A 23,737-nucleotide genomic window follows, 5' to 3' on the forward strand; every position below is an offset into this window, starting at 1 on the left:
AGGTAAAACAAGTTGAAGAAGTATTAAAACAAAACGGTGTTGCTCTACCACCTGCAGCTCCTGAGCCACCGCATGTAGAGCTTAATGATATTCCTACGGGTGCACGATTTCAGGATGCAGATGTAGCGGCCTCAGTATCTGCAATAACAGCATCGAGTTTAGTTACTTGTAGTCAAATAATCGGGCAATCTATTCGTGAGGATATTGCAATGATGTTTGGGCAATTTCATATGAGTAAAGCTGCATTTGGAGGTAAATTATTAAAGTTGACTAAAGAAAAGGGTTGGCTCATCCCTCCGCCTCTACATTATTCTTCAAAGGAAAACTAATTATACTTAAGGACTTGTTCGTTTGAACAGGTTCTTTTAAGTTTATTTGGAATAAAATTATTCTTAAATTAGAAAGTTTATTGGTTGAAAAGCCTCAATTGTGGGGGCTTATTTCATGTTTTCTGGGTCATAATATTACTGGGTGATAAGATGAAAGCAAATGAATATGAAACCAAGCGTTTTGATAAGGCCTTAGATGAAATCTTAGATTTATTCAACAATCTTGAAAATGATGAACCAATTATCGATTTTAACGATGATGTCCTAGAACTAATAGAAAAAGCTAAGAAAAAATACGGCATTGAACAGGTAAGTGGAAAAATCAATACCATTGTAGAAGAAATGCTATCTTGGCTGGATTTAAACGATGTTGACTTGAAAGAGGAAGAGGAAGAAGAGGAGTGAATTTAGTGTTTACTCCATTTTGAAGTTTCCCCCACACAATAAGACTAAAAACTCCCTCACTTATCGTGGGGGAATTTCATTTTCCAGCTACCACTCTGGCGCTCAAACGGTGCAGCCTTATCTCCAGTTAAATATCTATCCATAACTACTCTAGTCATCTGCTTTAATTCTTCCGGTGTATATTCCCTTTCCTCATTCTTATCTCTGCCCTTAACAAGATATTTAGTACCATTAATCTGTCTAACATCAATATGATGCTTCGTGATCATTTCTTTTCTCAATCCATTTAAATCCTCTTGTAATCTACCGATGACTGCATCTGTCATATCTAAATATAACTCAAAAAATTTAAAATCCATAAAAGCCGTTTGATCTCGTTTGAAAATTTTAATAGCAAGCGACGTAGCAATAAATTGATTTACGATATCCAAGATAGTCACCTCAAGATAAGATTATTAATTCAATTCTAAATGAGTTTTTACAGTTTATCAACAAAAGCAGAATATTTGTTCTTGTTTTGTGTTAAAATAAAAATAAACGTTCTTATGGGGTCAAAGTTGAACGTTATGATTCAGTGAGTATTTAATGTATGATAATGAGGACCGTACGAGGGTTAGGTTTAGTGATGTGATTGATGTGTTTGGTGATTAGTTTTTAACTGTTAAGTGGATAATATGGTGCGTTTTATATGATTTTGTAAAAAAGCAGGAAAATAGTCCCTTTTTTGTCAAATTTGTATTACAATAAGTTAAAAAGACAACTAGGGGGATTTATATGGCTAAAACATTTAAAAAGTTACATTTTCATCAACTTAGGGTACTTAAAAGGTCACTTGTAAAGAAGACCGGTACAGAAGCAGATGAACAGCAATTTAATGATCTGGATATAAATGAAATAAATAACTTATTTGAAGAAGTAATTAATGATAAACTTAACAATAACTGCATAAGAATACAACAAGAGTATGATCCAGATTACACAACTTTAGAAGTAATAGAACATAATGACAAATATATTTTTGGTCGTCTTGGTAAAGAAAAAGATGTAAGGTCCTTTCATATTAGAGAAGATAAAACTTTAATTTCTAGACCAATTGACGTGAAAAAAGATCAAATTTTTGAAGTGTTTACATATTTACTTATAGATAGGGAAACATTAATTGTATCTTATTTATTTGAGCAATCCGCGCCATCAATACTTAAATTGGGAGAATTATTCACTAATTTATATAAAGACGACAGTTTGTTTGGGGAAATAGCTTCGGTTAGCGTTGAAGATGCCATACCATTTTTAAGTCAAAAAGATTCAATTGGAACAATAACTTATAAAACAACCTTACCTCCATCAGACTCAAGGTTATGGGATGAAGCAATTACTGGATTAGATAGGAATACTTATGAAAGCATTGAAAATCTAAAAAACGTTGAATTTACGATAAAATTGGTTGCAGAGCGTAATAAGGACACCTTTCCTGATAAAGGAATGTTTAGTCAGGCAATAAGGAAAATCACACAATTTGGTTCTAAGGTTAGAGTTAAAGCAAAGAATGATGGTGAATACACACAAGAACATAGTTTGATAAACAATCCACTAACGAAAAAAGTTAATTTTGATTTTAATGAAGATATTCAAGATATGAAATTAATAAAAAAAGATATTTATGAAAATATGGTGAAAGTTTATAATAAACATAAAAGTGAAGTTTTAAGGTTTTGTAAGATTGAATAGGAGAGGGTTAAATGATTCGTCGCTTTGTTCGTCGAAATTCCCGTAATTTATTTCTATTAATAATACTTGTCGTTTTAATTACATTGGCTTTGTATAATGATATGATAAACGAAGGTACCATGAAAAATATTAAACATATTGATATTTTAACTATAAATTCTATTTTTATAGGTTTTCTGTTCACAACTCTCGGAGTGATTGTTGGTTTTTTGGGAAACACTAAAATTGCTAATTCAGATAGAGCTGGTTATATGGACGAATATTATAACACAATATATTTTGGTCTTGTCTTTTTTATTGTATCTGCGGTATCTGGTCTTGCTGCTATATTTCTAGATAACATGTATGATAATCAGTATGTACTTATTATTGAGCAAGTAGCTATAATAATGGGTGTAGCTTTCTTTATTAAAGCAATTTTTAACTTAGCATCAATTATAAAAAAAGTAAGAAAAAACCTTTAAGCCCTCATTTCGAGGGCTTAAACTCTCTTACAAATCTCTCCAAACTTCCCGCGCTAAATTAAAATCATACACCTCATTAACCCTAGTGTCGACCAACGAATCTGTTAAATCATCATGATTTTCTAAATCCTCAATATAATACTCACGTTGCTCCTGTTCTTTCTCCCACTTGTAGATATTCTCAAGATACTTTTCTCTTACTCTCATCGTCTACACCTCCCTTCACATCTACAATCGAATGAAGTTGGAAAGAGGGGGTGTAAATTTTAAAAAAGGATAATTTATTATTTTGTCGAATCAAGTATCCAGGAGGGATATTATGACTGTAATTGGTAAGTTGCATTGTGGAGGGTGCCAAAAAGTTATAAGTTTTAATGAAGCTGTTATTATCGGAGAATTTTATACAGTTGCCCACGATAGATGTTTTCACTTAATAAAGGAAATAGCATTAGATCGAGGTAAGTTTGGTTACATAGCAAATAAATATTTCGATTAGCTTTTCTTATTGAGCTAACTGGCAGTTTAGTTGAAGAAGAAAAATTGAAACTTATCTCATAGTATTTCGTAATTAAGCTATATGTCAAAGCGTCATTATGCTATATGAGAGGTAGTGATTAATATAACTGTTAAAAAGATATTTATCTCAATTGTTTCTGCGGTTCTAGTTTCAATGATTACAGTTGGTGGAAGTACCATAGCAAATTTTTTATACTATTACTTCAACGGTGAACAATTTGGTGAAGTGATTACAACCTCACGAGTAATATGGTTTTCATTAATATTTGTCTTATCTTTTTTATTTATATTATTTAGACTAGATAAAAAAGATAAGTAGTAACTTTCCTGTGTTCTATATTATAAGAGGCTGATTGCACTATTAGGTGTTTTGCTAAAGATAATCATAGAAAATGGTACATATGAATATTGCGGGGGAGGAAGCAAATGAACATAACAACAGAAAGGTTAATAATACGTAAATTTACATATGACGATTGGCGATGTATACATAAGTATACATCTGATATTAATGTTATGAAATATATGCCAGAAGGTGTTTTTTCTGAAGAAGATTCAAAGGAATTTGTAATTAAAAACAGTAGTGAAAAAGCTAAGAATTTCCCTGTGTTGCTAAAAAAAGACCAAATATTGATTGGTCACATTGTGTTCCATAAGTATTTTGGTGATCATACGTATGAGATAGGTTGGGTGTTCAATCCTAAATATTATAATAAAGGTTATGCTTCTGAAGCAGCACATTCTATATTAAAATATGGTTTTGAGACAATGAAATTACATAGGATTATAGCTACTTGTCAGCCTGAAAATATTTCATCATATCGAGTTATGGAGAAGATTGGTATGAGAAGAGAAGGGTTTTTCAAGAAGTGCATACCACAAGGAAATGAATGGTGGGATGAGTATTATTACGCAATCTTAGATGAGGAATGGAAATTTTAGCATATTCAACTAACGGGTGTTTTAGTTATAGAAAACTATAGTATTTTGAATAACCCCATTTAGGGGTTATTTTTGTACAAAAAAACCGCAATAAATGCGGTTAAATTATGCTAATTAAAATTTTGGGTGTTGCTGGTGTGTTTTTGTACGGCTTTCTTATTACATATAGTTTATGTTATATGGTGTACTATATAAATAGGAAGAAACACGTTTAAAATGACAGATAACAAACCTAAGACAATCACAAATACTGTGCCCCACACGACGCCCCAGTGATGCCCCAATACTATTGATATCAGATGTTCCGATTTACGAAATGGAAAATACTAAAATCCTAGTGTGATCGAGACCTTGAAAAAATATGAAATAGAATTATTTCATAGTATAGAATCAGAACAACTGTTCACCCATGGGAGAGAGAGCAGTATCTAACAAATTATTAAGCGTGTTTATTTGGTGAGTGCGGTTAAATATTTAGTGAAGTTCAATGCTTGATATTTGGCATGTACCCACGAAATAATCACCAAATTATCGGAGTGATGTATTGTAACTCCTTTTAATAAACTTCATATAACGATTAGTTCCAAATACCGTTCATACATAAGTGTGAACGGTATTTATATTGTTTATAAAACGTCTGATAACGAATAGAAAAAAGCCCAACACTTTTTGTGATAGGGCTATTGAATACGTATATATTGGAATATTATTCCGGCCGTGCCGATAGATTAATGAATATTTCGGTACAATCCGATTACTTTTCCTAAAATCGTGACATTTTGATAAATTAACGGCTCCATCGTCGCGTTTTCTGGTTGTAGGCGAATATGTCCTTTTTCTTTAAAAAATCGCTTTACTGTTGCTTCATTATCATCGGTCATTGCAACAACAATATCACTATTATCTGCAGTGTTTTGTTGCTTAACAATAACCATATCTCCATCAAGAATTCCGGCCTCTATCATACTTTCTCCATCAATTTCCAGAATAAATAAATTATCATCAGGACTTGCGGTTGTACTAGGAAGCGGAATAAATTCCTCGATGTTCTCAACGGCAGTAATTGGAATACCTGCAGTAACCTTACCGATCACTGGAGCATAGCGAACTTCTTCTTTAGGTATATGACTATCTTCTGATAGATCCATAATTTCGATTGCTCTTGGTTTTGTAGGATCCCGGCGAATATATCCTTTCGATTCAATTCTCTCAAGATGCCCATGAACGGTAGAACTAGAAGCAAGACCAACAGCGGCTGCTATTTCACGTACAGACGGTGGATATCCTTTTTTTCTAACTTCATCTTTTATAAACTCAAGAATCATTTGTTGTCTTTTTGAAAGTTTTGTCATCTCTTTTTCACCTCTCACATAGGATTTATTAATGATAGTTTACCATTTTACGTATACTTAAGCAAACATTCGTTCTAAAAAAGTTGACAAGACCATATGTTCGGTAGTATACTTTTGTTAATCGAACAGTCGTTCTTAAAAAGGGGGCTATAATCATGTTTGAAAAAATTTCAAAAACGGATGCTTTTTATTTAGTAGCTTTTGCGTTAACATTAGGGTTCTTATACTTTTCTATCATTATTAGTGGGTAAAATATTTTACGAAGGGGCACGACGTTTTGAATGCACTGATATACTGCCGTGTTAGTACAGATAAAAAAACGCAAGAAACTTCATTAGCTCGGCAGAAGCAAGAATTATTCAATCTTGCAGCAAAATATAATTTTACGGTTATTGATTGTATTGAGGAGCAAGAGAGTGGCTATCAAATTGAACGAGAAGGTATCTTTCAAATGCTCGATTATTTTTCTGCAAACAAAGCTAATTGTTTATTGATTCAGGATGAGACAAGACTAGGTAGGGGGAATACGAAAATTGCCCTATTTCATCAGTTGAATAAAATGCAGATTCCTATCTACACAGTGATGCAAGATGGAGAGTTGGAATTAACTGAATCAGATTCGATGGTTTTGCAGATTGTAGGAATTGTTGAGGAATACCAACGGAAAATTCACAACATGAAAATAAAACGTGGGGTGAAAAAGGCTATTCGAGAAGGTTATAATCCAAGTAAAAACCTCTCCAATATTAACCACGCACCAGGAAGAGATCGTATTTCATTTCCGATTGAGGAAGTTGTCCGCCTGCGTCAAAACAACCTTACCTTTGATGAAATTACAAAAACATTAAATGGATTGGGGTATAATGTTTCGAAGGCAACTGTTCATCGGAGGTATAAAGAATTTCGAAATACTTGAATATCGCTAGCGTGTAGAGTACGATGTAAAGACAGGAATTAGATTATTATTCTTGTCTTTTATTTTGCAAATAGGAAGGAATGCATACTACTTTGCAGTTTGGGTAAGACATTCGCCTGAAATCTTGACGAATGCCAAGTTTTCTAATGTTATTTTAAATAGTGGGAGGTCCGTTCTATGCTATCAAAAGAAAAACTAGAACGTATTAATATATTGGCGAAGAAAGCTAAAGAAGAAGGTTTATCCGATAAGGAAAAAAAAGAACAAAAGCAATTAAGAGAAGAATATTTGAATAATGTACGGAGTTCTTTTAAAAACCAATTTAAAACAATGACAGTAATTGACCCTGCTGGAAATGATGTTACACCACAAAAAGTTCGAGATTTACAAAAAAGGAATAAAATGCATTAATCATAATGCTTGCTTGCATAAAGGACAGTTAGATCTACTATATAAGTGGTCAGCTGTTCTTTGTTTGTGTTATCTCCAATAGTTTTAATTTACGAAAGATTTCATTGTTAGCTTCTATTTTGTTTGGACAGCAAACAAAATAGAAGGAATTACTTGTTACAAAACCGGTTTCATTATAGAATGAAGAAGAATACTCCATTAATTTAGAAACGAGAGGTGCAAGAAACTATGTCACATGAGATTGAACAGTTATCAGTAAATACGATTCGTACATTGTCGATTGATGCGATCGAACATGCAAATTCAGGTCACCCGGGTTTACCAATGGGAGCTGCGCCAATGGCATATACGCTTTGGACGGACTTTATGAATCATAATCCAAAGAATTCAAAATGGTTTAACCGAGATAGGTTCGTACTTTCTGCTGGACATGGATCCATGCTTTTATACAGCTTGCTTCATTTATCTGGTTATAATCTTACAATTGATGATTTGAAAAATTTCCGTCAATGGGACTCTAAAACACCTGGTCATCCTGAAGTGAATCATACAGATGGTGTAGAAGCGACAACTGGACCACTTGGCCAAGGGATTGCAATGTCTGTTGGTATGGCAATGGCTGAAGCACATTTAGCTGCTAAGTTTAATAAAGAAGATTTATCCGTTGTTGACCATTATACGTATGCACTTGTTAGTGATGGCGATTTAATGGAAGGTATTTCACACGAAGCAGCATCGCTTGCTGGACATTTAGGTTTAGGTAAATTAATTGCGTTATATGATTCAAATGATATTTCACTTGATGGTGACCTAAACCGTTCCTTCTCTGAAAATACAGAGCAGCGTTTTAAAGCGTATGGATGGCAAGTAATTCGTGTAGAAGATGGAAACGATTTAAATGCAATTCGTAGTGCGATTAAAGAGGCACAAAGCAATACAACACAGCCAACATTAATCGAGGTAAAAACGATTATCGGCTATGGCTCACCGAATAAATCTGCTTCTGCATCTTCACATGGTGCGCCTTTAGGTACAGATGAAGTAGTATTAACAAAAGAATATTATAAATGGACACATGATGATTTCCATGTTCCGGATGAAGTATATGCAGATTTTAATGAAAAAATTGTACAAGATGGTGCAGAAAAAGAATCACAATGGAATGAATTGTTTACTGCGTATAAAGAGAAATATCCAGAAGCAGCCGGCGAGCTTGAGCTTGCAATAAACGGAGAACTTCCTGCTGGATGGGAAAAAGAACTTCCAGTATTCCAGCCAGGAGAAGATACATTGGCAACAAGAGCATCCTCTGGGAAAGTTCTGAATGCAATTGCAAAATCAGTACCTAATTTCTTCGGTGGGAGTGCTGACTTAGCAGGATCGAATAAAACAACAATGAATGATGATGAAGATTTCACTCGAGAAAATTATGCGGGAAGAAATATTTGGTTTGGTGTTCGTGAACATGCAATGGGCGCTGCGTTGAATGGTATGGCGTTACACGGTGGTTTAAATGTGTATGCAGGTACATTCTTTGTTTTCAGTGATTATCTACGTCCAGCCGTCCGTTTATCTTCTATTATGAATACGCCGGTTACGTACGTATTTACACATGATTCAATTGCTGTTGGTGAAGATGGACCAACGCATGAACCTGTAGAGCATCTAGCTGCGTTGCGTGCAATTCCGGGATTATCATTGATTCGTCCTGCTGATGCTAATGAAACACAAGCAGCATGGAGACTAGCAGTAGAATCAAAAGATCAACCAACTGCACTTGTGTTAACAAGACAAGACTTGCCAACACTGGAAGGTACAAAAGAAAACGCCTACGAAGGTGTTAAGAAAGGTGCTTACGTAATTAGTAAGTCTAAGAAAGAAACTCCTGATGCACTGTTACTTGCAACAGGATCTGAAGTTCAATTAGCGGTAGCTGCACAGAAAGAATTACTAGAAAAAGATATTGATGTAAGCGTCGTAAGTATGCCTTCATGGGATCGTTTCCAAGAGCAAGACGCGGCATACCGTAATGAAGTATTGCCACCACATGTGAAAGCACGTGTCGGTATTGAAATGGCTTCATCATTCGGCTGGGACCGTTATGTTGGCAATGAGGGAGCAATCATCGGAATTGATCGATTCGGAGCTTCTGCAAAAGGAGAAAAAGTAATCACTGAGTATGGCTTTACAGTTGAAAATGTTATCAAGCATGTTAAGGACGTTTTAAAATAAAGCTTAAAATAAAGATGGTTCCATTTTGGAGCCATCTTTATTTTTATGCAAAATTGGATTGTTCGAAGAAAGCCTTTATAGTAAAATTTTGTTCATAAAAAAGGTGAAATAACAGAAAAAAATATACTTTCCCGCTTTGTTTTGCCAATTCGACAAAATTAGTTGGTATTTGCATGGTAATATGACATTCTTTTCTGCACAGCTTCTCTATAATAGATAATAGAGTTAAAAGGGGAGGAGAGTAGAGATGATGGAGTATGCTATTTATTGGATCAAAGAGGATGTCGCAAGATCTTATTTTCATAAAAGTGATATACTACACCGATTTCTTAAAGAATATGAGGCTAATCCAACTAGAAAAGATTTGAGAGACCAATACATATATATTACCCATCATATTTCTTTACAGGCCATTGCAGCACAGTTAAATAGTCAAGCTCTTAACCAGATGTCAATTCAAACAGATGGTCACATGCTGTACTTAACTAAAAATGATATTATGATTCGCCTTCATGCAGAAAATGGGCGTTTGCATTTTCAGTGCAACGAATTACAAGATGCTGCGATGCTGTTATTTCCTATGTTACGCAATTGCTATCCCTTTGTATTTGTCCAAGGAAAAAAAGCCCCCAATTATGGTTGGGTTTCTCCAATCACACAGAAAAACAGTGTTAGAATGAGGCAAATATTGTATTCTCACCGTTAATTTAATATACTTTTAAAAAGCTTTGTGCTGTAGTGTTTAGGGGCTAACCTAAATCAATTAGCCCCAGCTAGTCTATTAATGAATGTACTGACTGCTTTATCTTCTTGCTCTTAGTAGAATGAGAATAAATATCATATCAATAGTGTTTCTCAAACGAACAGCTATGGTTCTAGGTGGAACACCATTGTCAATTAATATCACTGCGTGTGGGGACCTTTTAATTGACAACACTTTATAAGCCATATCATCAAATTAAAATATCTCTTTGAATCTTATATTTTTGATTTACTTTGCTTACTAGTTCTTTCTCAATCAATTTGTCAAGTCCTTTCTGAACTTGCCAATAAACAACTTCATTGCATGTCATTTCTTCTATTGATGCTGAATTAGGAAATGCACGAATGAGATAAATAAGTATGCTTACTTCAATCAGATTTAAATAATACTCTTTTGCTATTTTAAGGTAATCCATTAGGGTGTCTCCCTTATCTATGTAATTATATGGTTATTTCTATCAGGTTAAAGGAGGGCATGGAAATGTAGATGTTTATGTACTCCTATTTACCTTAGTTGCTTATTTAAATAGTTTTTTAATCATTTTGTTAGCAGATTCACTCTTTATCCTCTTGGTTATTTCTTGTTTTAGTTTGTCTTTCTTTTGTGTATCCATATCCTTCCATGCCTTAGCACCTTTTTTAGCAATAGATTTAAAGTCCATTTTATTCTCACCTCAATAGCATTATATCAGTAAATTGTGGCAAAATAATAGAATGATTGTTAAAGAATAATCTCTTACATTTTCCAACTTCTATCATTCCGTTTATAAGGAACAGCTTTATCTCCAATTAAATAGCGCTCCATAACCTTCCTCGTTATATCCTTTAATTGCACCGACGTATACCCAACGGTTTCATTTTTATAATTTAGTCGAGGTAGAGAACACTCGCGACTGCAGTTGAGGCATGGCTTCAGTTATGTTGATCAACCGACATCTATTGCAATTAAATTGGGTTAATTACTTTTATATCTGTATTTTTACCAACACATGTGTGCTAAGATAATGTATCTACTCGAAGGATTTAAAGATGAAGAACTGAATATACAATATGATGAGAAAGGTATTAACAAAGACATAATCAGGAAGGAAAAGAAATGTTTCTAAAAACTAACGAAGCATACGAAGCTGAAATTGTATGTAGATTATTAAGAGAGAGATTCAAATCCTTTTTCTTAATAACATCTACCCACGCATATTTTATAGTATTAAACAGATTCGTTTAGAAGCATTGATATGTATCTAAAGAAAAACTTAAATTAAGTGAAAAACGTTGAATGACCAGGTTTTCGATAAATTTGTTACAATCTTTTCGTAATCGATTGTATTCTCATCGTTAATTTAATATACTGTATTAGAGACAACACGAAGGAGGAAGAAACTAGAGATGAGCACAATTTGGGTCGTACTAATTGCTATAGCAGCGTTAATTGCTGGTGTTGCTCTTGGATTTTTTATTGCAAGAAAATATATGATGAGCTATTTGAAAAAGAATCCACCTATTAATGAGCAGATGCTTCGGACATTAATGATGCAAATGGGTCAAAAACCGTCGCAAAAGAAAATTAATCAAATGATGCGTGCAATGAATAATCAAGGTGAAAAGTAAAAGCACTCGTATCAAGGGTTTGACAGTAGTTAGTTAACCCTTTTACATAGGAAAAACTTTATTTGGTTAAATTGTCACAGCACTTTAGAAATAATTAGGTTAATTTTTCTCAAAAACCACTTACCTGTTGAAAAATGAAGCAGAAGGAGTGGTTTTTTTATGTTCTTGATCATTTTATAGCCCGCTAAGTATGTGTGGTGATATGTCATGCTAATAGAAAATGTTTTAAACGAGTATGAATAATATTGCTGATATAATTTTGTAGAGATATTTTCCTGTAATCGTACGTGTTAATCAAAGTGTACGCTATTTGTCAAAATCAATTGCTTTCCTTTATAACATTTTCTGTTAGAATAGAAAATGGAAATGATAGGGGGATTGTAATGTCAGAAATAAATATTTTCCTCGCATTTGGAGCGGGTTTTCTATCTTTTATTTCACCATGTGTGTTACCGCTTTATCCAGTTTTCTTATCTTATATTACTGGTATGAGTGTTAGTGAAATAAATGATGAAAATAAAAAACTCAATAAGAAAGCACTTATACATACGTTTTGTTTTTTGATTGGATTTTCAAGTATATTTATCATGATTGGATTTTCTACCACATTTATTGCAGAGTTTCTTACGTTATACCAAGATCTTATTAGACAAATTGGTGCAATTGTAATTATATTTTTTGGTCTTGTACTTGTAGGAATATTAAACTTTGAATTTCTTATGAAAGATAGAAAAATCCATTTTAAAAATCGTCCAGCAGGATTTTTTGGATCTATTATTATTGGAATGGCTTTCTCGCTTGGTTGGACACCATGTGTTGGTCCGATTTTGCTCATCGTTTTGTCGTTAGCGGCAACGAATCCAGAAGTGGGTATGGTTATGATGATCAGTTACATTCTAGGATTCTCTATTCCATTTATATTGCTATCCCTGTTTATTGGGAAATTAAAGTGGATTAAGAAGCACAGCAGCCGACTCGTTACTATTGGTGGTTGGGTTATGGTATTAATGGGAATTGCACTCTTTTTTGATTGGATGACTAAACTGACAGGATTTTTAGCGGGATGGTTTGGTTTTTCCGGATTTTAATGGATTTTTACAGCCGCATATATTACTATAGTATTGAAAAACAAAAAAATGAAGTTCGTTTAATAGCCGTTGTGAATTGGCTTCTTTACAGGTGGGTTATTAAACTGTGAACTAAAGTGAATCAATGAATCTGGAATAGATTCATTTTTATGAAAGAGTGATTGACATGTTTTGGTTGGTTGCGAGTACAATTGTAGCAGCAGGTATGGCTATCGGAATGATATTTGTACGGTTAAATGCAGCGAAGAAGCCAGCTTCCGTAAAGAAAATTATCTTGCCGCCATTATTTATGAGTACTGGTGCATTGATGTTTATTTTCCCAGTATTCCATATTGCTTGGATTCAAGTATTGGAAGCGTTCTTTGTTGGTATGATTTTTTCCATATTACTTATAAAATCTTCAAAATTCGAAGTTCGGGATCAAGATATTTTTCTTGTACCTTCTCGGGCATTTCCATTTATCTTATTTGGACTTTTAATTGTAAGGATCGTTATTAAATTAATTCTCGGAAGTACGATTTCTTTTGGAGAAACAAGCGGAATGTTCTTTATTCTTGCATTTGGTATGATCGTAACATGGAGAGTATCGATGCTCTATCAATTCTTGCAACTTAAGAAAAGTGCGCTACCCAATGGGTAAGCGCACTTTTTTTTAGGAAGCTATGAAATTTGAATCCCGTGGATAACTTAGATACCGGAGAAACTGCTTCCACGAAGAGCTAAAACCGTAGCAAGACTTTCTTCGCCTCATGATAATCTAAAGAATACTTGCCGAATGGCTGTCTAAGACATGTAGTTTAGTCGCATTTCTATCCTTGTTGTGAAATCAGGCCAGGCATCGACACTAGGCGAAGATTGGCTTACCAAAAACAGGTTAAAACCTAATGTCGGGAACCCCTGGAAGGGACATGTTTCTGATGAACTTGGCTTTTCGCCCATAATGGTGAAAAGCCAAGTTCTCCAGAGTGATTCTGCTACGTAAGAATGTTCAGGAAGTCGAACCATTCCAATGAACGGAGAGGGCAGACCGTAAATCGCTAGTCGACATGAATCTATTCGATGAGGAAAGATCATTTACTTATATTTTTCTTTCCAGTCTGTTGCGTAATTATCTTGAGACGCTTCGAAAAGATGATGGTATGGAGTGATATCGATTTCTTTTTGATTTAATTTTTTAATTAGAAATTTATGATCGCGTTTTGGTGTCGCAATAATATATCCTTCGATTAAAGTAGATTGTGTAATCGAATCTTGCTCTTTTTTTAAAGAGATTTCCCCAATTTTACTTGCAATTTTGTGTCTTGCCACATCTCTAAAAAGCTCAGGAACGGGCGATACTAATTCTTCAAGTAGTTGCTTTTCTTCATCTTTCCACATATGACGTGTTTTTTCCATATAGTATTCTTCCCAGTCCATGATTGATTTTCCGTCATCCTTTGGCAAACGTTTTAAGAACTTACGGAACATGAAAAATCCACCTATTCCCATCAAACTAATTAAGAAGAACCCCCATAATACGATAATTATTGACATGCTATTCACCTAACTTTTTAATGTACGAAACGCAATAGTTATGAATATTAGCTACAATTGTAATAATTAATTTATTTTTTGTTATACTTGTAGTAAAATTACATTGATTAATCATTCATGTGGTATCTATTTCTTTCTATTATAATGGGAGTAAAAAAGATAAACAAGTGTCATACTCTATAAGTTATCATCATAATTATATTATAAGATGTGATTTACTAGAAAGGGGAGCAGTTATGGGAGTTAATAATAATAATGGCGAGGATATATCAGCTTTTTTTAGTAGAACAAATAATACCAATAGAGTTACTGCATTACCCCTATCCGTACAAAATTGGATTGAAGAAAATAGTAGTGATGCCTTTTTAATTGTCGATGGAAACGGGAAAATTGTTTATGCCACAAAAGCAGTCGAGACCACACTGAGCTACAAGATGGAAGATCTCCTGGGAACACACTGGGATGAAAAATTTACTGATAACGATGTGTTTTATATTCGAGAACAAATAAAAACTCAGAAAAATAGTAGGAAGAATTTCGTTCTGAACGTTCTTAATAACGATAGAAACCATGTTTTATTAGATTGTATTGTTGAAGAATGGACAGATGGCGGTACGAAACCTATGCATTACCTCGTTTACTTAAAGGATATTACGCATAAAAAAGAAACGGAAGAAATGATGGTTCGCTCCGAAAAAATGACAGTTGCGGGTCAGTTAGCTGCAGGGATAGCTCATGAAATTCGAAATCCATTAACTTCTCTAAAAGGCTTTCTACAGTTGTTGCAGGCAGGGGTTGATCGTAAAGAGGAATATTTCACAATCATGATTGATGAAATTGAAAAAATCGAAACGATTACTTCCGAACTTTTATACATATCGAAGCCCTTAACAGATAATAAGAAACTTGAACCTGTTATAAACATGCTAGAAGACATTGTCACATTATTAAGACCGCAAGCATCGTTAAACAATGTTGAAATCTTAATTGAACGACCAGTAGATGCGGAAATTATCTGTGATCGCTCCCAAATTAAACAGGTTCTAATTAACTTAGTGAAGAATGCAATAGAGGCAATGGAAGAGCCAGGGAAGATTATACTTTCAACGCAACATGGAAATGGTAAGATTATTATTTCCGTCCAAGATGAGGGTCGTGGTATTTCAACTGATATTCTTCATAAGCTTGGAGAGCCGTTTTTTACGACGAAGCAAAGCGGTACAGGGTTGGGATTGCTAATCACAAAGCAAATTCTTGAAGCACACCATGCAAATTTGGAAATAAAACAAAATCCGACGAAAGGCAGTACATTCCAGCTTGTTTTTACGGATTCAAATGAGGAATGAATTTTAATTGATAACTTGCAATGAAAACTTCAGGTGCATCGTATAAGGTTTAGTTATCGGTTTACATAAATTATTGATATAGCCTTAATTAGAACAATTATTTGTTTTATCTGGTAGATTCCTATATTATAAGTATGTAAGGCCTATTTTAATAATAATTTGATGCGTTTTTTGAAACGAAAGAATTTTGTCATACCTTTGTCTAATTAAAGGTGGGAACAAAAGTAGTGAATGAAAGGGGTAACAAAATGGCGAATCAAAATGTATTTAATGCTAAAAAGCAATTTGAATCGAAAGGTAAGAAGTATAACTATTATCGCCTAAAAAGCTTGGAGGAATCTGGGATCGGTAAAGTGGGGCGTTTGCCGTTTTCCATCCGTGTACTACTAGAATCTTTATTGCGTCAGCATGATGGACATCAAATCAAAGATGAACATGTTGAAGCCCTTGCAAACTGGGGAACGAAGGATGGAGAAGGTGTAGATGTTCCTTTTAAACCATCTCGAGTTATTTTACAAGATTTTACAGGTGTTCCTGCAGTTGTTGATCTTGCTTCCCTTCGAAAAGCAATGGTTGACCTTGGTGGGGAACCAGATAAAATCAATCCTGAGGTTCCGGTTGATTTAGTTATTGACCACTCTGTACAGGTTGATGAATATGGAACAGTAAATGCGCTACAAGCAAACATGGATTTAGAATTCAAACGTAACGCAGAACGCTATGAATTTTTGAACTGGGCACAAAAGGCATTTCATAACTATCGTGCTGTTCCACCTGCAACAGGTATCGTTCACCAAGTTAACTTAGAGTATCTTGCCAATGTAGTTCATGGTGTAAAAAATGATGCTGGTGAATACGATGCGTATCCAGATACACTTGTCGGAACAGACTCCCATACAACGATGATTAATGGTTTAGGTGTTCTTGGTTGGGGTGTTGGTGGTATCGAAGCAGAAGCTGGAATGCTTGGGCAGCCATCTTATTTTCCAGCACCAGAAGTAATTGGTGTTAAATTTACGGGAAGCTTCCCAAATGGAACTACTGCTACTGACTTAGCGCTTAAAGTAACACAGGTTCTGCGTGAGCAAAATGTAGTAGGGAAATTTGTAGAATATTTTGGCCCGGGATTACAAGATATGCCACTTGCTGATCGAGCTACCATCTCTAATATGGCACCAGAATACGGAGCGACTTGTGGCTTCTTCCCAGTAGATGATGAAGCGTTAAATTATCTTCGTTTAACAGGACGTAGTGAAGAGCAAATAAGTTTAGTAGAAACATATTGTAAGGAAAACAATCTTTGGTATACTTCAGATCAAGCAGATCCAGAATATACAAAAGTGATTGAGATTAACCTTTCCGAATTAGAACCGAATCTATCCGGGCCGAAACGTCCACAGGATTTGATCTCTCTATCCAATATGAAAAAGGAATTCAATAAAGCAATTACTGCTCCTGAAGGGAACCAAGGATTTGGACTTGATAAATCTGAATTCGATAAAGAAGTAATAGTACAACATCAAAATGGAGCTACTTCTACAATGAAAACTGGAGCTCTTACAATCGCTGCAATTACATCTTGTACGAATACTTCCAACCCGTATGTAATGCTAGGGGCTGGACTAGTAGCGAAAAAAGCTGTAGAAAAAGGGCTGAAAGTGCCGGAATATGTAAAAACATCATTGGCTCCAGGATCAAAAGTTGTTACACGCTATTTGGAAGATGCAGGCTTACAAACGTATCTTGATCAATTAGGCTTTAACCTTGTTGGTTATGGTTGTACGACTTGTATTGGAAATTCAGGACCTTTACTTGAAGAAATTGAAAAAGCGATTGTAGATAGTGATCTCATTGCTTCTTCTGTATTATCAGGTAACCGTAACTTTGAAGGGCGTATTCATCCGTTAGTAAAAGCAAACTATTTAGCTTCTCCGCCATTAGTAGTTGCTTATGCCTTAGCTGGAACAGTAGATATTGATCTAACAACAGAGGCTTTAGGTGAAGATAAAGACGGAAACGCTGTTTATATGAATGATATTTGGCCAACAATGCAGGAAATAAAAGATGAAGTACAAAGCGTTGTTACTCCTGAGATATTCCGTAAAGAGTATGAAGACGTATTTTCTTCTAATGAAAAATGGAATGAAATTCAAACAACAGATGAGCCGTTATTTGAGTGGGATAGTGAATCAACATATATTCAAAATCCACCATTCTTTGAAGGTTTAGCAAAGGATGCTGGAACGGTTGATCCGCTAACAGGCTTACGTGCGATTGGATTGTTCGGTGATTCTGTGACAACTGACCATATTTCACCAGCTGGAGCAATTGCTAAAGATATGCCTGCAGGTAAGTTCTTACAAGAGAAAGGTGTATCACCAAGAAACTTTAACTCCTATGGTTCCCGTCGTGGAAACCATGAAATTATGATGCGCGGTACATTTGCGAATATCCGTATTCGTAACTTACTAGCTCCAGGTACAGAAGGCGGTTATACAACTTACTGGCCAACAGGCGAAGTAATGCCAATCTATGATGCTGCAATGAAGTATCAGCAAGATGGTACAGGACTTGTTGTTATGGGTGGTAAGGATTATGGTATGGGATCTTCTCGTGACTGGGCAGCTAAAGGTACGAACTTGCTAGGAATTAAGACAGTTATCGCCGAGAGCTTTGAACGTATTCACCGCTCAAACCTTGTAATGATGGGTGTGCTTCCATTACAGTTTGAAAAAGGAGAAAGTGCAGCGAAACTTGGCTTAACTGGTAAAGAAACATTCAACGTAGTAGTTGATGAAAGTGTTCGCCCGCATGACCTAGTGAAAGTTACTGCAACAGATGAAACTGGTAAAGTAACAGAATTTAATGCTATCGCACGTTTCGATAGTGATGTTGAAATTGACTACTATCGTCATGGCGGTATTTTACAAATGGTATTACGTGATAAAGTAAAAGCATAACTTATACAAAATCATTACTATCAAAAAATTGCTCTGCTAACTATGGCAGAGCAATTTTTTATTGCAAATATAATATAAACTTCGAACTAATGTGCATTGAGAGATTGTACGAATCCCCGCTCCGGAAACACACTACGCTTTTTTCGGCTGACCCGACGTTCTTTAGCGTCTCACTCTGGCCACGTACCCCGCAGAAGTCTACGTGTGTTTCCTCCGCTAGAATTGGCTCATCAGCTAATTCTAACATAATTTACCGAAACAAAATTATTGCTTAAACCAGTTTGAGTGAGCGTTTGGAGGTGACTCCTCAAAAATACAAAGCAATTTTATTCGTGCGATGTAAAAGCTGACGAAGCATTCCTTGTCCTGCGGGAACAGCACGTGTCTGAAACCCGTAGGAAGTTGGTTTCTTCCATAGAGGAAGCCGTCCCTAAGATGCCCGGACGGCGATTATTGCACATACTTGAAGAAAACAGCTGGGAAGTTACTCCGCATTTTCTTTCAAATGTTTTTCATTCATGAATTTTTTAAGAACAATAATCCAATTACCTTTACAAAACATCGATATATACATACGATTGAAGAGAGTGTCTTGTTTAACTATTGGCCTGATAGAGGAGGATCAACTTGTTTAAGAAAATTTTTGGATTAACAATGCTGTTAGTATTAATTGGTATCGTTATTGGTAATTTTATTGATCATAGAAATGAAAACAAAACGAACGAAACTGAGGATTCAGATACGTATCTATATGATGTTACTGGTGATACAAATGTTAAGGGAGGGGCGATTGCTCCTGCTGAAAGTGTAGGGATTGAACAAGGTAAGCTTGCACCGGACTTTGAACTGGAAACATTAGATGGAGAGCAATTCAAGTTATCGGACTTGCAAGGGAAAAAAGTGATATTGAATTTTTGGGCGACATGGTGTCCACCATGTCGAGAAGAAATGCCTGGAATGCAGCAATACTATGAAGAGAATCAAGATGAAGTCGTTGTGGTTGCTGTTAATCTAACAGATAAAGATACAAGTGAGCAAGCCGCTCGAAATTTTATTGATGAGTATGGTTTTACCTACCCAATACCATTAGATCGTGATGGAGATATTGCAAAAGAGTATGGTGTTATTGTTGTTCCTACAACTTATTTTATTGGAACTGATGGAATTGTACAACAGCCACGGGTAGCTGGACCATTGGAGTATGACTATATGACAGAGATGGTTAATGCTTTAAATTAATTCAATTAATTATAAAATTTTGTAGAAATGGTAATACTTCTTAGTAGTACGTATATAAAAGGGGTGGATTACCATTTCTCTTAAAAAGAAGCTACGTTTTGATGAACTTGTTGCAGAAAATCGAAGACAGATTTTAGAAGACAGAAAACTTATGGAGCAAATTGAAAATAATTTGGACATGAGGATGCATCAGACTGTAAAGAAAGTAAATGAAAACTGAAAAGATGCTACTTCCTATCGTGAAAGGAAGTAGCATTTTTTTGTATAGTATTATATTTTATTGAAAGAATAAGCCTGTGTAATTGAGAAAGGAGAATCAGCATGACAGACAAGCATAATCAACAAGCTAAACCTGATGATCGCAGTGACAATGCAGAAAAAATCCAAAATATGGTGCAAAATACGATTGAAAATTTAGAAGCAGCACATGAAACAATGCAGTTCAGTTCTGGTGAAGAAAAAGAACAAATCATTGCAAAGAATCAGCGAAGAGAAGAAGCAATAGAAGGTTTCCGTGAAGAGATAAAGGATGAATCCAATCAATAACGGAATGAAACAGTCTCAAACTATTTGTGTTTGAGGCTGTTTCGCTTTTTAATCACTATAAGAGGTTGACCAAAAATTCCGGGAAAAATATACACATCCTGTGTAACACTGGTAGTCAAAACTATGCCGCTTCGAACTTCGACGCATAGGACGTGCTAGTGTCGGCATCGCAAAAGGACATTGCAAACTTATCCGACCACGGTTCTTTTATTCTCCTTTTTGAGCACGCTTTACAAATCACTTTTTCTCATTTTTATGATACGATTAAGCAAGTGAGAAAATTAAGGGGAAGTGAAATGGAATGAAGAAAGTACGAACACCGTTGGAAGTAAGGTATCAAGAGACAGACCAAATGGGAGTTGTCTACCATGCGAATTATTTAGTGTGGTTTGAAATAGGGAGAACCAAATATATTGAAGCACTTGGACTTAGTTATGCTGCGATGGAAAAAGATAATGCTGTAGCTCCAGTACTCGATGCGCAAATTACGTTTAAGAAGCCCATTCGTTATGGTGAGGATGCCTATGTGGAAACATGGTTGGAGGATTATGATGGGCTGCGAACGGTATATGGTTATTACATTCTGGATTCTGCCGGTGATATTGCTGTAAGTGGATTTACAAAGCATGCGGTTGTGAAGAAGGATACATTTCGGCCGATGTCGTTAAGAAGGGCTTTTCCAGAATGGCATCTTGCGTATTCAGAGCAAATTAAGGGTGAACAATAATGGCATTTGGAATTAAAAGAAGTGAATTACTTGCTTGGAAGGATAATGTGGCAAATGGGGAAGTAGCTTTTCTGACACATTATTGGATAGATGAACGTTTTCCTGGCTGCAATACGGTAACAAAAGTGGGATGCAGTGACTTGGGAAAATTGGCAGCCTGGGGCAGAGCCTATGGACTTCGAGAAGAATGGGTTCATCAGGATGAGACATACCCGCATTTTGATTTGTTTGGTGAGCGCCAGCTTGAAATACTGGAAAAAGAAAATCAATGGGAACAAATAGAACGTTTTAAATTGTAAGCATTTAAAGAAACCAGCATATTTTTAGTGAATAAAAAGACGATGATCAGAGCTACAATATCATGATCATCGTCTTTATAATTATACATACTCTATAATCGGTTCATTCCGTTTTTTATCTAAACGCACTGCCAAATCGCTGTTCTCAAAATACCACGCATCAGCCTCTTCGATATAAAGCGTAATATTCTCCACTTCTGTGGATGCATAAATTGCTTTGGGTTTATCTAGTTTGACTCCAAGGGAAAATCCAGGAATCTTACCGCCGACCCCTCCATATCGAACGAAAAAACGTAATTGAGCTGTGTCTTCAATATCCAATTCTTCTTTATACCATTTTGCGGCTTCCGTGCTGACTGTTAGGTTCAATAAAGACAACTCCCTTTGTTAGTAAATACTATTTGTTTTTCTTGGCAGATAACAAAGTACAAAAAACTTTTTTATCTGCATAGGTAACTAGTTTGGTGGATGCCAAGCTTACTATTCCTTTTTCTCTGGTACATAGTCAACTCCACCAGGATGAAATGGGTGACATTTGCTAATTCTTTTTATCGTTAAATATGATCCTTTTATTGCGCCAAAACGCTTAAATGCTTCAAGTCCGTATTCAGAACACGTAGGATAGAACCTACATGTTGAAGGGGTAAAAGGACTGATTGCAGCTCGGTAAAATTTTATAAGCCCGATAAATAAATATTTCATCGCTGCTACTCGATTTCAGCGTTTTGCTTATCAAAGGTAATGGATGCAATTGCATCATGTAGATGAATCGATTCCTCATTTCTACAAGAGACATTGAATTTTGTGACAAAAGGCAACTCGTATAAATCGGCTGCAACTAAACGAACTATATCTTCGACGAATCGAGGGTTTTCATATGCTTGCTCTGTTACCATTTTCTCATCTGGTCGTTTAAGTACAGGATGAATTCTAGCACTTGCATTACTTTCCGCTGCTTGTAAGAGTGTTTCCTTCCAATCTGTTTTGTTTTCATCAAAGTCATCAGAAAGGGTGATATCCATTGCTACTTCGCCACGCTGATTATGCGCGCTATACTCACTAATCTCTTTTGAGCAAGGGCATAGTGTTGTAATCAAAGCAGATAAAGCTACATTCACAGATGTTCCTTTCGCTTGCTTGTAGGTTACGCGAATTGAAGCATTTGCATGATTTAACCCTGCAAGATTGGAGCTTGGACCTTTTCGTTCGTAAAACCAAGGGAAGTCCACTTCGATGGTTGCATCCTTTTGCTCAAGGCGTTCAGCCAATTCTTTTGCAAAAGATTTTAAATTAGCTAATGTGATGTTGAATCCTTGCTCATGGTATTGATTTAATTGTTCCATAAACCGGCTCATATTCGTCCCTTTACTCGTATTAGCTAAACTGGACGAAAATTTGAATGTACCTATACTTGTTTGAAAGCCAGGGTTCATGTTACTTTCAATTGTAATTGGGTATTTTACATTGGAAATCCCGACTACATTCAGATCAAAAAGAAAGTCTTTCTTTGTATTTTGCAGGTCTGCCATTTTACTCTTTTCAACAGGTTTTGTTCTTTCTGCTGGTTGGACAGAACCAAATAATTTATGACGTTGTTCTTTCGTCGGTAATTGCTTTAGCGGGAATATTTTGGTGTGTTGCAATATATAAGTCCCCTTTCAAATTCTCAAGTAATGATAAGTATACTGAATGGATATTTATTATTCAATTTATTGGATTGGAATGGTGATTATTGTATTACATCCATTTTATTTTAGGTTCCGTTCCATTGCGAATACGTTTGATATTTTCCAAATGCCTGTAGAAAACAAAAGCTGTTAGTAAGGCAACGACAATAATCAATCCGATGTCTTTAAAGAAGATTGATACAAAAACACTAATCACTCCAGTAACCATGGATGATAATGATACATATTTAGAAAGATATAAGGATGAGATAAAAGTGACAATCATGATTAAAAATAACAATGGATATATACCTAAAATAATGCCACCAGAAGTCGCAACAGCTTTCCCACCTTTAAATCGTGCAAATAAAGGGTACATATGTCCAATAACTGCGAAAACTCCAATTGCAAGTCGATAAATCTCCACATCAAATAATAATGGGACTAGTGTTGCTGCTGTTCCTTTTAAAATATCTGCTAATGTTACAATAATTCCTGCTTTTATACCGAGGACGCGAAATGTATTGGTAGCTCCAAGGTTACCACTTCCATGTTCCCGAATATCCATTTTGTAACCAATTTTACCTACTAGCAGTGCTGATGGTATAGAGCCTAATAAATAAGCAATAATAGCAAATACGATATATTCCATATTTTTTCCTACTTT

Annotated in this window: 30 protein-coding genes; 20 read left to right on the top strand and 10 right to left on the bottom strand. The window is 35.3% G+C overall.

The window, feature by feature from the left end; translation table 11 throughout:
- Positions 1-329 (top strand): DUF3231 family protein (locus D1B32_RS21885; protein WP_118890407.1); only part of this gene is annotated, 329 nt, incomplete at its 5' end.
- 150 nt (positions 330-479) lie between these two features.
- Entirely contained in the window at positions 480-734 is a 255-nt protein-coding gene (locus D1B32_RS21890; RefSeq protein WP_118890408.1) for a hypothetical protein, read from the top strand.
- A 56-nt stretch (positions 735-790) separates the two neighbouring features.
- Here D1B32_RS21890 and D1B32_RS21895 read toward each other — a convergent pair whose 3' ends face one another.
- Positions 791-1,165 (bottom strand): YhjD family protein, encoded by a 375-nt coding sequence (locus tag D1B32_RS21895; protein ID WP_118890409.1) that lies wholly within the window; start codon positions 1,163-1,165, stop codon positions 791-793.
- Positions 1,166-1,508: 343 nt separating this feature from the next.
- On the opposite strand from D1B32_RS21895, the gene D1B32_RS21900 reads away from it, so the two are divergent.
- Both D1B32_RS21900 and D1B32_RS21905 read left to right on the top strand, forming a co-directional pair.
- Complete coding sequence (locus D1B32_RS21900) at positions 1,509-2,462, top strand: hypothetical protein (protein WP_118890410.1); 954 nt, start codon at positions 1,509-1,511, stop codon at positions 2,460-2,462.
- Between the two features lie 11 nt (positions 2,463-2,473).
- Complete coding sequence (locus D1B32_RS21905) at positions 2,474-2,926, top strand: hypothetical protein (protein ID WP_118890411.1); 453 nt, start codon at positions 2,474-2,476, stop codon at positions 2,924-2,926.
- A 27-nt stretch (positions 2,927-2,953) separates the two neighbouring features.
- Here D1B32_RS21905 and D1B32_RS21910 read toward each other — a convergent pair whose 3' ends face one another.
- A complete protein-coding gene (locus tag D1B32_RS21910; RefSeq protein WP_118890412.1) occupies positions 2,954-3,133 on the bottom strand; it encodes a hypothetical protein in 180 nt (59 codons plus the stop codon).
- Positions 3,134-3,245: 112 nt separating this feature from the next.
- On the opposite strand from D1B32_RS21910, the gene D1B32_RS23925 reads away from it, so the two are divergent.
- On the top strand, positions 3,246-3,422 hold the full coding sequence (locus tag D1B32_RS23925; protein WP_158586314.1) for a hypothetical protein: 177 nt from the start codon (positions 3,246-3,248) through the stop codon (positions 3,420-3,422).
- 446 nt (positions 3,423-3,868) lie between these two features.
- On the top strand, positions 3,869-4,384 hold the full coding sequence (locus tag D1B32_RS21915; protein ID WP_118890413.1) for a GNAT family N-acetyltransferase: 516 nt from the start codon (positions 3,869-3,871) through the stop codon (positions 4,382-4,384).
- 728 nt (positions 4,385-5,112) lie between these two features.
- On the opposite strand, the gene lexA is transcribed toward D1B32_RS21915, so the two are convergent.
- The gene (gene lexA, locus D1B32_RS21920; protein WP_095308795.1) at positions 5,113-5,736 is read right to left on the bottom strand and encodes a transcriptional repressor LexA; all 624 of its coding nucleotides are present in this window, start codon (positions 5,734-5,736) and stop codon (positions 5,113-5,115) included.
- Between the two features lie 277 nt (positions 5,737-6,013).
- Between lexA and D1B32_RS21925 the strand changes: the two genes are divergently transcribed.
- The 4 genes from D1B32_RS21925 (at position 6,014) to sirA (ending at position 10,001) form a co-directional block, all read left to right on the top strand.
- Positions 6,014-6,652 (top strand): YneB family resolvase-like protein, encoded by a 639-nt coding sequence (locus D1B32_RS21925; RefSeq protein WP_095308797.1) that lies wholly within the window; start codon positions 6,014-6,016, stop codon positions 6,650-6,652.
- 177 nt (positions 6,653-6,829) lie between these two features.
- The gene (locus D1B32_RS21930; RefSeq protein WP_095308800.1) at positions 6,830-7,063 is read left to right on the top strand and encodes a DUF896 domain-containing protein; all 234 of its coding nucleotides are present in this window, start codon (positions 6,830-6,832) and stop codon (positions 7,061-7,063) included.
- 228 nt (positions 7,064-7,291) lie between these two features.
- On the top strand, positions 7,292-9,295 hold the full coding sequence (tkt, locus tag D1B32_RS21935) for a transketolase (protein ID WP_118890414.1): 2,004 nt from the start codon (positions 7,292-7,294) through the stop codon (positions 9,293-9,295).
- A gap of 247 nt (positions 9,296-9,542) precedes the next feature.
- Positions 9,543-10,001: a sporulation inhibitor of replication protein SirA gene (gene sirA, locus D1B32_RS21940; protein WP_118890415.1), complete on the top strand. Its 459-nt coding sequence runs from the start codon at positions 9,543-9,545 to the stop codon at positions 9,999-10,001.
- A gap of 247 nt (positions 10,002-10,248) precedes the next feature.
- Here sirA and D1B32_RS21945 read toward each other — a convergent pair whose 3' ends face one another.
- Both D1B32_RS21945 and D1B32_RS23930 read right to left on the bottom strand, forming a co-directional pair.
- Positions 10,249-10,473, bottom strand: coding sequence for a hypothetical protein (locus tag D1B32_RS21945; RefSeq protein ID WP_095308806.1), 225 nt, complete (start codon positions 10,471-10,473; stop codon positions 10,249-10,251).
- A 102-nt stretch (positions 10,474-10,575) separates the two neighbouring features.
- A complete protein-coding gene (locus D1B32_RS23930) occupies positions 10,576-10,719 on the bottom strand; it encodes a hypothetical protein (protein ID WP_158586315.1) in 144 nt (47 codons plus the stop codon).
- Between the two features lie 724 nt (positions 10,720-11,443).
- On the opposite strand from D1B32_RS23930, the gene D1B32_RS21950 reads away from it, so the two are divergent.
- From D1B32_RS21950 to D1B32_RS21960, 3 genes are all read left to right on the top strand, one after another.
- Positions 11,444-11,665, top strand: coding sequence for a YneF family protein (locus tag D1B32_RS21950; RefSeq protein ID WP_095308808.1), 222 nt, complete (start codon positions 11,444-11,446; stop codon positions 11,663-11,665).
- 383 nt (positions 11,666-12,048) lie between these two features.
- Positions 12,049-12,753: a cytochrome c biogenesis CcdA family protein gene (locus tag D1B32_RS21955; protein WP_095308810.1), complete on the top strand. Its 705-nt coding sequence runs from the start codon at positions 12,049-12,051 to the stop codon at positions 12,751-12,753.
- Positions 12,754-12,919: 166 nt separating this feature from the next.
- Positions 12,920-13,393 (top strand): CcdC family protein, encoded by a 474-nt coding sequence (locus D1B32_RS21960; RefSeq protein WP_095308812.1) that lies wholly within the window; start codon positions 12,920-12,922, stop codon positions 13,391-13,393.
- A gap of 434 nt (positions 13,394-13,827) precedes the next feature.
- Here D1B32_RS21960 and D1B32_RS21965 read toward each other — a convergent pair whose 3' ends face one another.
- Complete coding sequence (locus D1B32_RS21965; protein ID WP_095308814.1) at positions 13,828-14,286, bottom strand: DUF2621 family protein; 459 nt, start codon at positions 14,284-14,286, stop codon at positions 13,828-13,830.
- 236 nt (positions 14,287-14,522) lie between these two features.
- On the opposite strand from D1B32_RS21965, the gene D1B32_RS21970 reads away from it, so the two are divergent.
- From D1B32_RS21970 to D1B32_RS22000, 7 genes are all read left to right on the top strand, one after another.
- Positions 14,523-15,632 (top strand): ATP-binding protein, encoded by a 1,110-nt coding sequence (locus tag D1B32_RS21970; RefSeq protein WP_095308816.1) that lies wholly within the window; start codon positions 14,523-14,525, stop codon positions 15,630-15,632.
- Between the two features lie 248 nt (positions 15,633-15,880).
- The gene (gene acnA, locus D1B32_RS21975; RefSeq protein ID WP_095308818.1) at positions 15,881-18,592 is read left to right on the top strand and encodes an aconitate hydratase AcnA; all 2,712 of its coding nucleotides are present in this window, start codon (positions 15,881-15,883) and stop codon (positions 18,590-18,592) included.
- Between the two features lie 627 nt (positions 18,593-19,219).
- Positions 19,220-19,831, top strand: coding sequence for a peroxiredoxin family protein (locus tag D1B32_RS21980; protein ID WP_118890416.1), 612 nt, complete (start codon positions 19,220-19,222; stop codon positions 19,829-19,831).
- Between the two features lie 130 nt (positions 19,832-19,961).
- Entirely contained in the window at positions 19,962-20,051 is a 90-nt protein-coding gene (locus tag D1B32_RS24640) for a hypothetical protein (protein ID WP_240033873.1), read from the top strand.
- 101 nt (positions 20,052-20,152) lie between these two features.
- Entirely contained in the window at positions 20,153-20,377 is a 225-nt protein-coding gene (tlp, locus tag D1B32_RS21990) for a small acid-soluble spore protein Tlp (protein WP_095308822.1), read from the top strand.
- A gap of 301 nt (positions 20,378-20,678) precedes the next feature.
- Positions 20,679-21,104, top strand: coding sequence for an acyl-CoA thioesterase (locus D1B32_RS21995; RefSeq protein WP_095308824.1), 426 nt, complete (start codon positions 20,679-20,681; stop codon positions 21,102-21,104).
- Positions 21,104-21,403 (top strand): hypothetical protein, encoded by a 300-nt coding sequence (locus D1B32_RS22000; RefSeq protein ID WP_095308826.1) that lies wholly within the window; start codon positions 21,104-21,106, stop codon positions 21,401-21,403. The genes D1B32_RS21995 and D1B32_RS22000 overlap by 1 nt, the downstream gene beginning before the upstream one ends.
- A gap of 81 nt (positions 21,404-21,484) precedes the next feature.
- On the opposite strand, the gene D1B32_RS22005 is transcribed toward D1B32_RS22000, so the two are convergent.
- The 4 genes from D1B32_RS22005 to plsY all read right to left on the bottom strand — a co-directional run bounded on the left by D1B32_RS22005 (position 21,485) and on the right by plsY (position 23,722).
- Positions 21,485-21,772, bottom strand: coding sequence for a HesB/YadR/YfhF family protein (locus tag D1B32_RS22005; RefSeq protein WP_095308828.1), 288 nt, complete (start codon positions 21,770-21,772; stop codon positions 21,485-21,487).
- Between the two features lie 111 nt (positions 21,773-21,883).
- Positions 21,884-22,105 carry a membrane protein insertion efficiency factor YidD gene (gene yidD / locus D1B32_RS22010; protein WP_095308830.1) on the bottom strand — a complete coding sequence of 74 codons (222 nt, stop codon included), beginning with the start codon at positions 22,103-22,105 and terminating at the stop codon, positions 21,884-21,886.
- Between the two features lie 5 nt (positions 22,106-22,110).
- Positions 22,111-23,046: a GTP cyclohydrolase FolE2 gene (gene folE2, locus D1B32_RS22015; protein ID WP_095308832.1), complete on the bottom strand. Its 936-nt coding sequence runs from the start codon at positions 23,044-23,046 to the stop codon at positions 22,111-22,113.
- A gap of 94 nt (positions 23,047-23,140) precedes the next feature.
- Entirely contained in the window at positions 23,141-23,722 is a 582-nt protein-coding gene (plsY, locus tag D1B32_RS22020; RefSeq protein WP_095308834.1) for a glycerol-3-phosphate 1-O-acyltransferase PlsY, read from the bottom strand.
- Positions 23,723-23,737 lie beyond the last annotated feature (15 nt).

Source organism: Oceanobacillus profundus, assembly GCF_003515705.1.
GTDB lineage: Bacteria > Bacillota > Bacilli > Bacillales > Amphibacillaceae > Oceanobacillus > Oceanobacillus profundus.

What these genes read in the sequence shown, in the direction of transcription:
- D1B32_RS21890 (WP_118890408.1), top strand. Translation starts at nt 480, where the DNA reads ATGAAAGCAAATGAATATGAAACCAAGCGTTTTGATAAGGCCTTAGAT.
- D1B32_RS21900 (WP_118890410.1), top strand. Translation starts at nt 1,509, where the DNA reads ATGGCTAAAACATTTAAAAAGTTACATTTTCATCAACTTAGGGTACTT.
- D1B32_RS21905 (WP_118890411.1), top strand. Translation starts at nt 2,474, where the DNA reads ATGATTCGTCGCTTTGTTCGTCGAAATTCCCGTAATTTATTTCTATTA.
- D1B32_RS21910 (WP_118890412.1), bottom strand. Translation starts at nt 3,133, where the DNA reads ATGAGAGTAAGAGAAAAGTATCTTGAGAATATCTACAAGTGGGAGAAA.
- D1B32_RS23925 (WP_158586314.1), top strand. Translation starts at nt 3,246, where the DNA reads ATGACTGTAATTGGTAAGTTGCATTGTGGAGGGTGCCAAAAAGTTATA.
- D1B32_RS21915 (WP_118890413.1), top strand. Translation starts at nt 3,869, where the DNA reads ATGAACATAACAACAGAAAGGTTAATAATACGTAAATTTACATATGAC.
- lexA (WP_095308795.1), bottom strand. Translation starts at nt 5,736, where the DNA reads ATGACAAAACTTTCAAAAAGACAACAAATGATTCTTGAGTTTATAAAA.
- D1B32_RS21930 (WP_095308800.1), top strand. Translation starts at nt 6,830, where the DNA reads ATGCTATCAAAAGAAAAACTAGAACGTATTAATATATTGGCGAAGAAA.
- tkt (WP_118890414.1), top strand. Translation starts at nt 7,292, where the DNA reads ATGTCACATGAGATTGAACAGTTATCAGTAAATACGATTCGTACATTG.
- sirA (WP_118890415.1), top strand. Translation starts at nt 9,543, where the DNA reads ATGATGGAGTATGCTATTTATTGGATCAAAGAGGATGTCGCAAGATCT.
- D1B32_RS21945 (WP_095308806.1), bottom strand. Translation starts at nt 10,473, where the DNA reads ATGGATTACCTTAAAATAGCAAAAGAGTATTATTTAAATCTGATTGAA.
- D1B32_RS23930 (WP_158586315.1), bottom strand. Translation starts at nt 10,719, where the DNA reads ATGGACTTTAAATCTATTGCTAAAAAAGGTGCTAAGGCATGGAAGGAT.
- D1B32_RS21950 (WP_095308808.1), top strand. Translation starts at nt 11,444, where the DNA reads ATGAGCACAATTTGGGTCGTACTAATTGCTATAGCAGCGTTAATTGCT.
- D1B32_RS21955 (WP_095308810.1), top strand. Translation starts at nt 12,049, where the DNA reads ATGTCAGAAATAAATATTTTCCTCGCATTTGGAGCGGGTTTTCTATCT.
- D1B32_RS21960 (WP_095308812.1), top strand. Translation starts at nt 12,920, where the DNA reads ATGTTTTGGTTGGTTGCGAGTACAATTGTAGCAGCAGGTATGGCTATC.
- D1B32_RS21965 (WP_095308814.1), bottom strand. Translation starts at nt 14,286, where the DNA reads ATGTCAATAATTATCGTATTATGGGGGTTCTTCTTAATTAGTTTGATG.
- D1B32_RS21970 (WP_095308816.1), top strand. Translation starts at nt 14,523, where the DNA reads ATGGGAGTTAATAATAATAATGGCGAGGATATATCAGCTTTTTTTAGT.
- acnA (WP_095308818.1), top strand. Translation starts at nt 15,881, where the DNA reads ATGGCGAATCAAAATGTATTTAATGCTAAAAAGCAATTTGAATCGAAA.
- tlp (WP_095308822.1), top strand. Translation starts at nt 20,153, where the DNA reads ATGACAGACAAGCATAATCAACAAGCTAAACCTGATGATCGCAGTGAC.
- D1B32_RS21995 (WP_095308824.1), top strand. Translation starts at nt 20,679, where the DNA reads ATGAAGAAAGTACGAACACCGTTGGAAGTAAGGTATCAAGAGACAGAC.
- D1B32_RS22000 (WP_095308826.1), top strand. Translation starts at nt 21,104, where the DNA reads ATGGCATTTGGAATTAAAAGAAGTGAATTACTTGCTTGGAAGGATAAT.
- yidD (WP_095308830.1), bottom strand. Translation starts at nt 22,105, where the DNA reads ATGAAATATTTATTTATCGGGCTTATAAAATTTTACCGAGCTGCAATC.
- plsY (WP_095308834.1), bottom strand. Translation starts at nt 23,722, where the DNA reads ATGGAATATATCGTATTTGCTATTATTGCTTATTTATTAGGCTCTATA.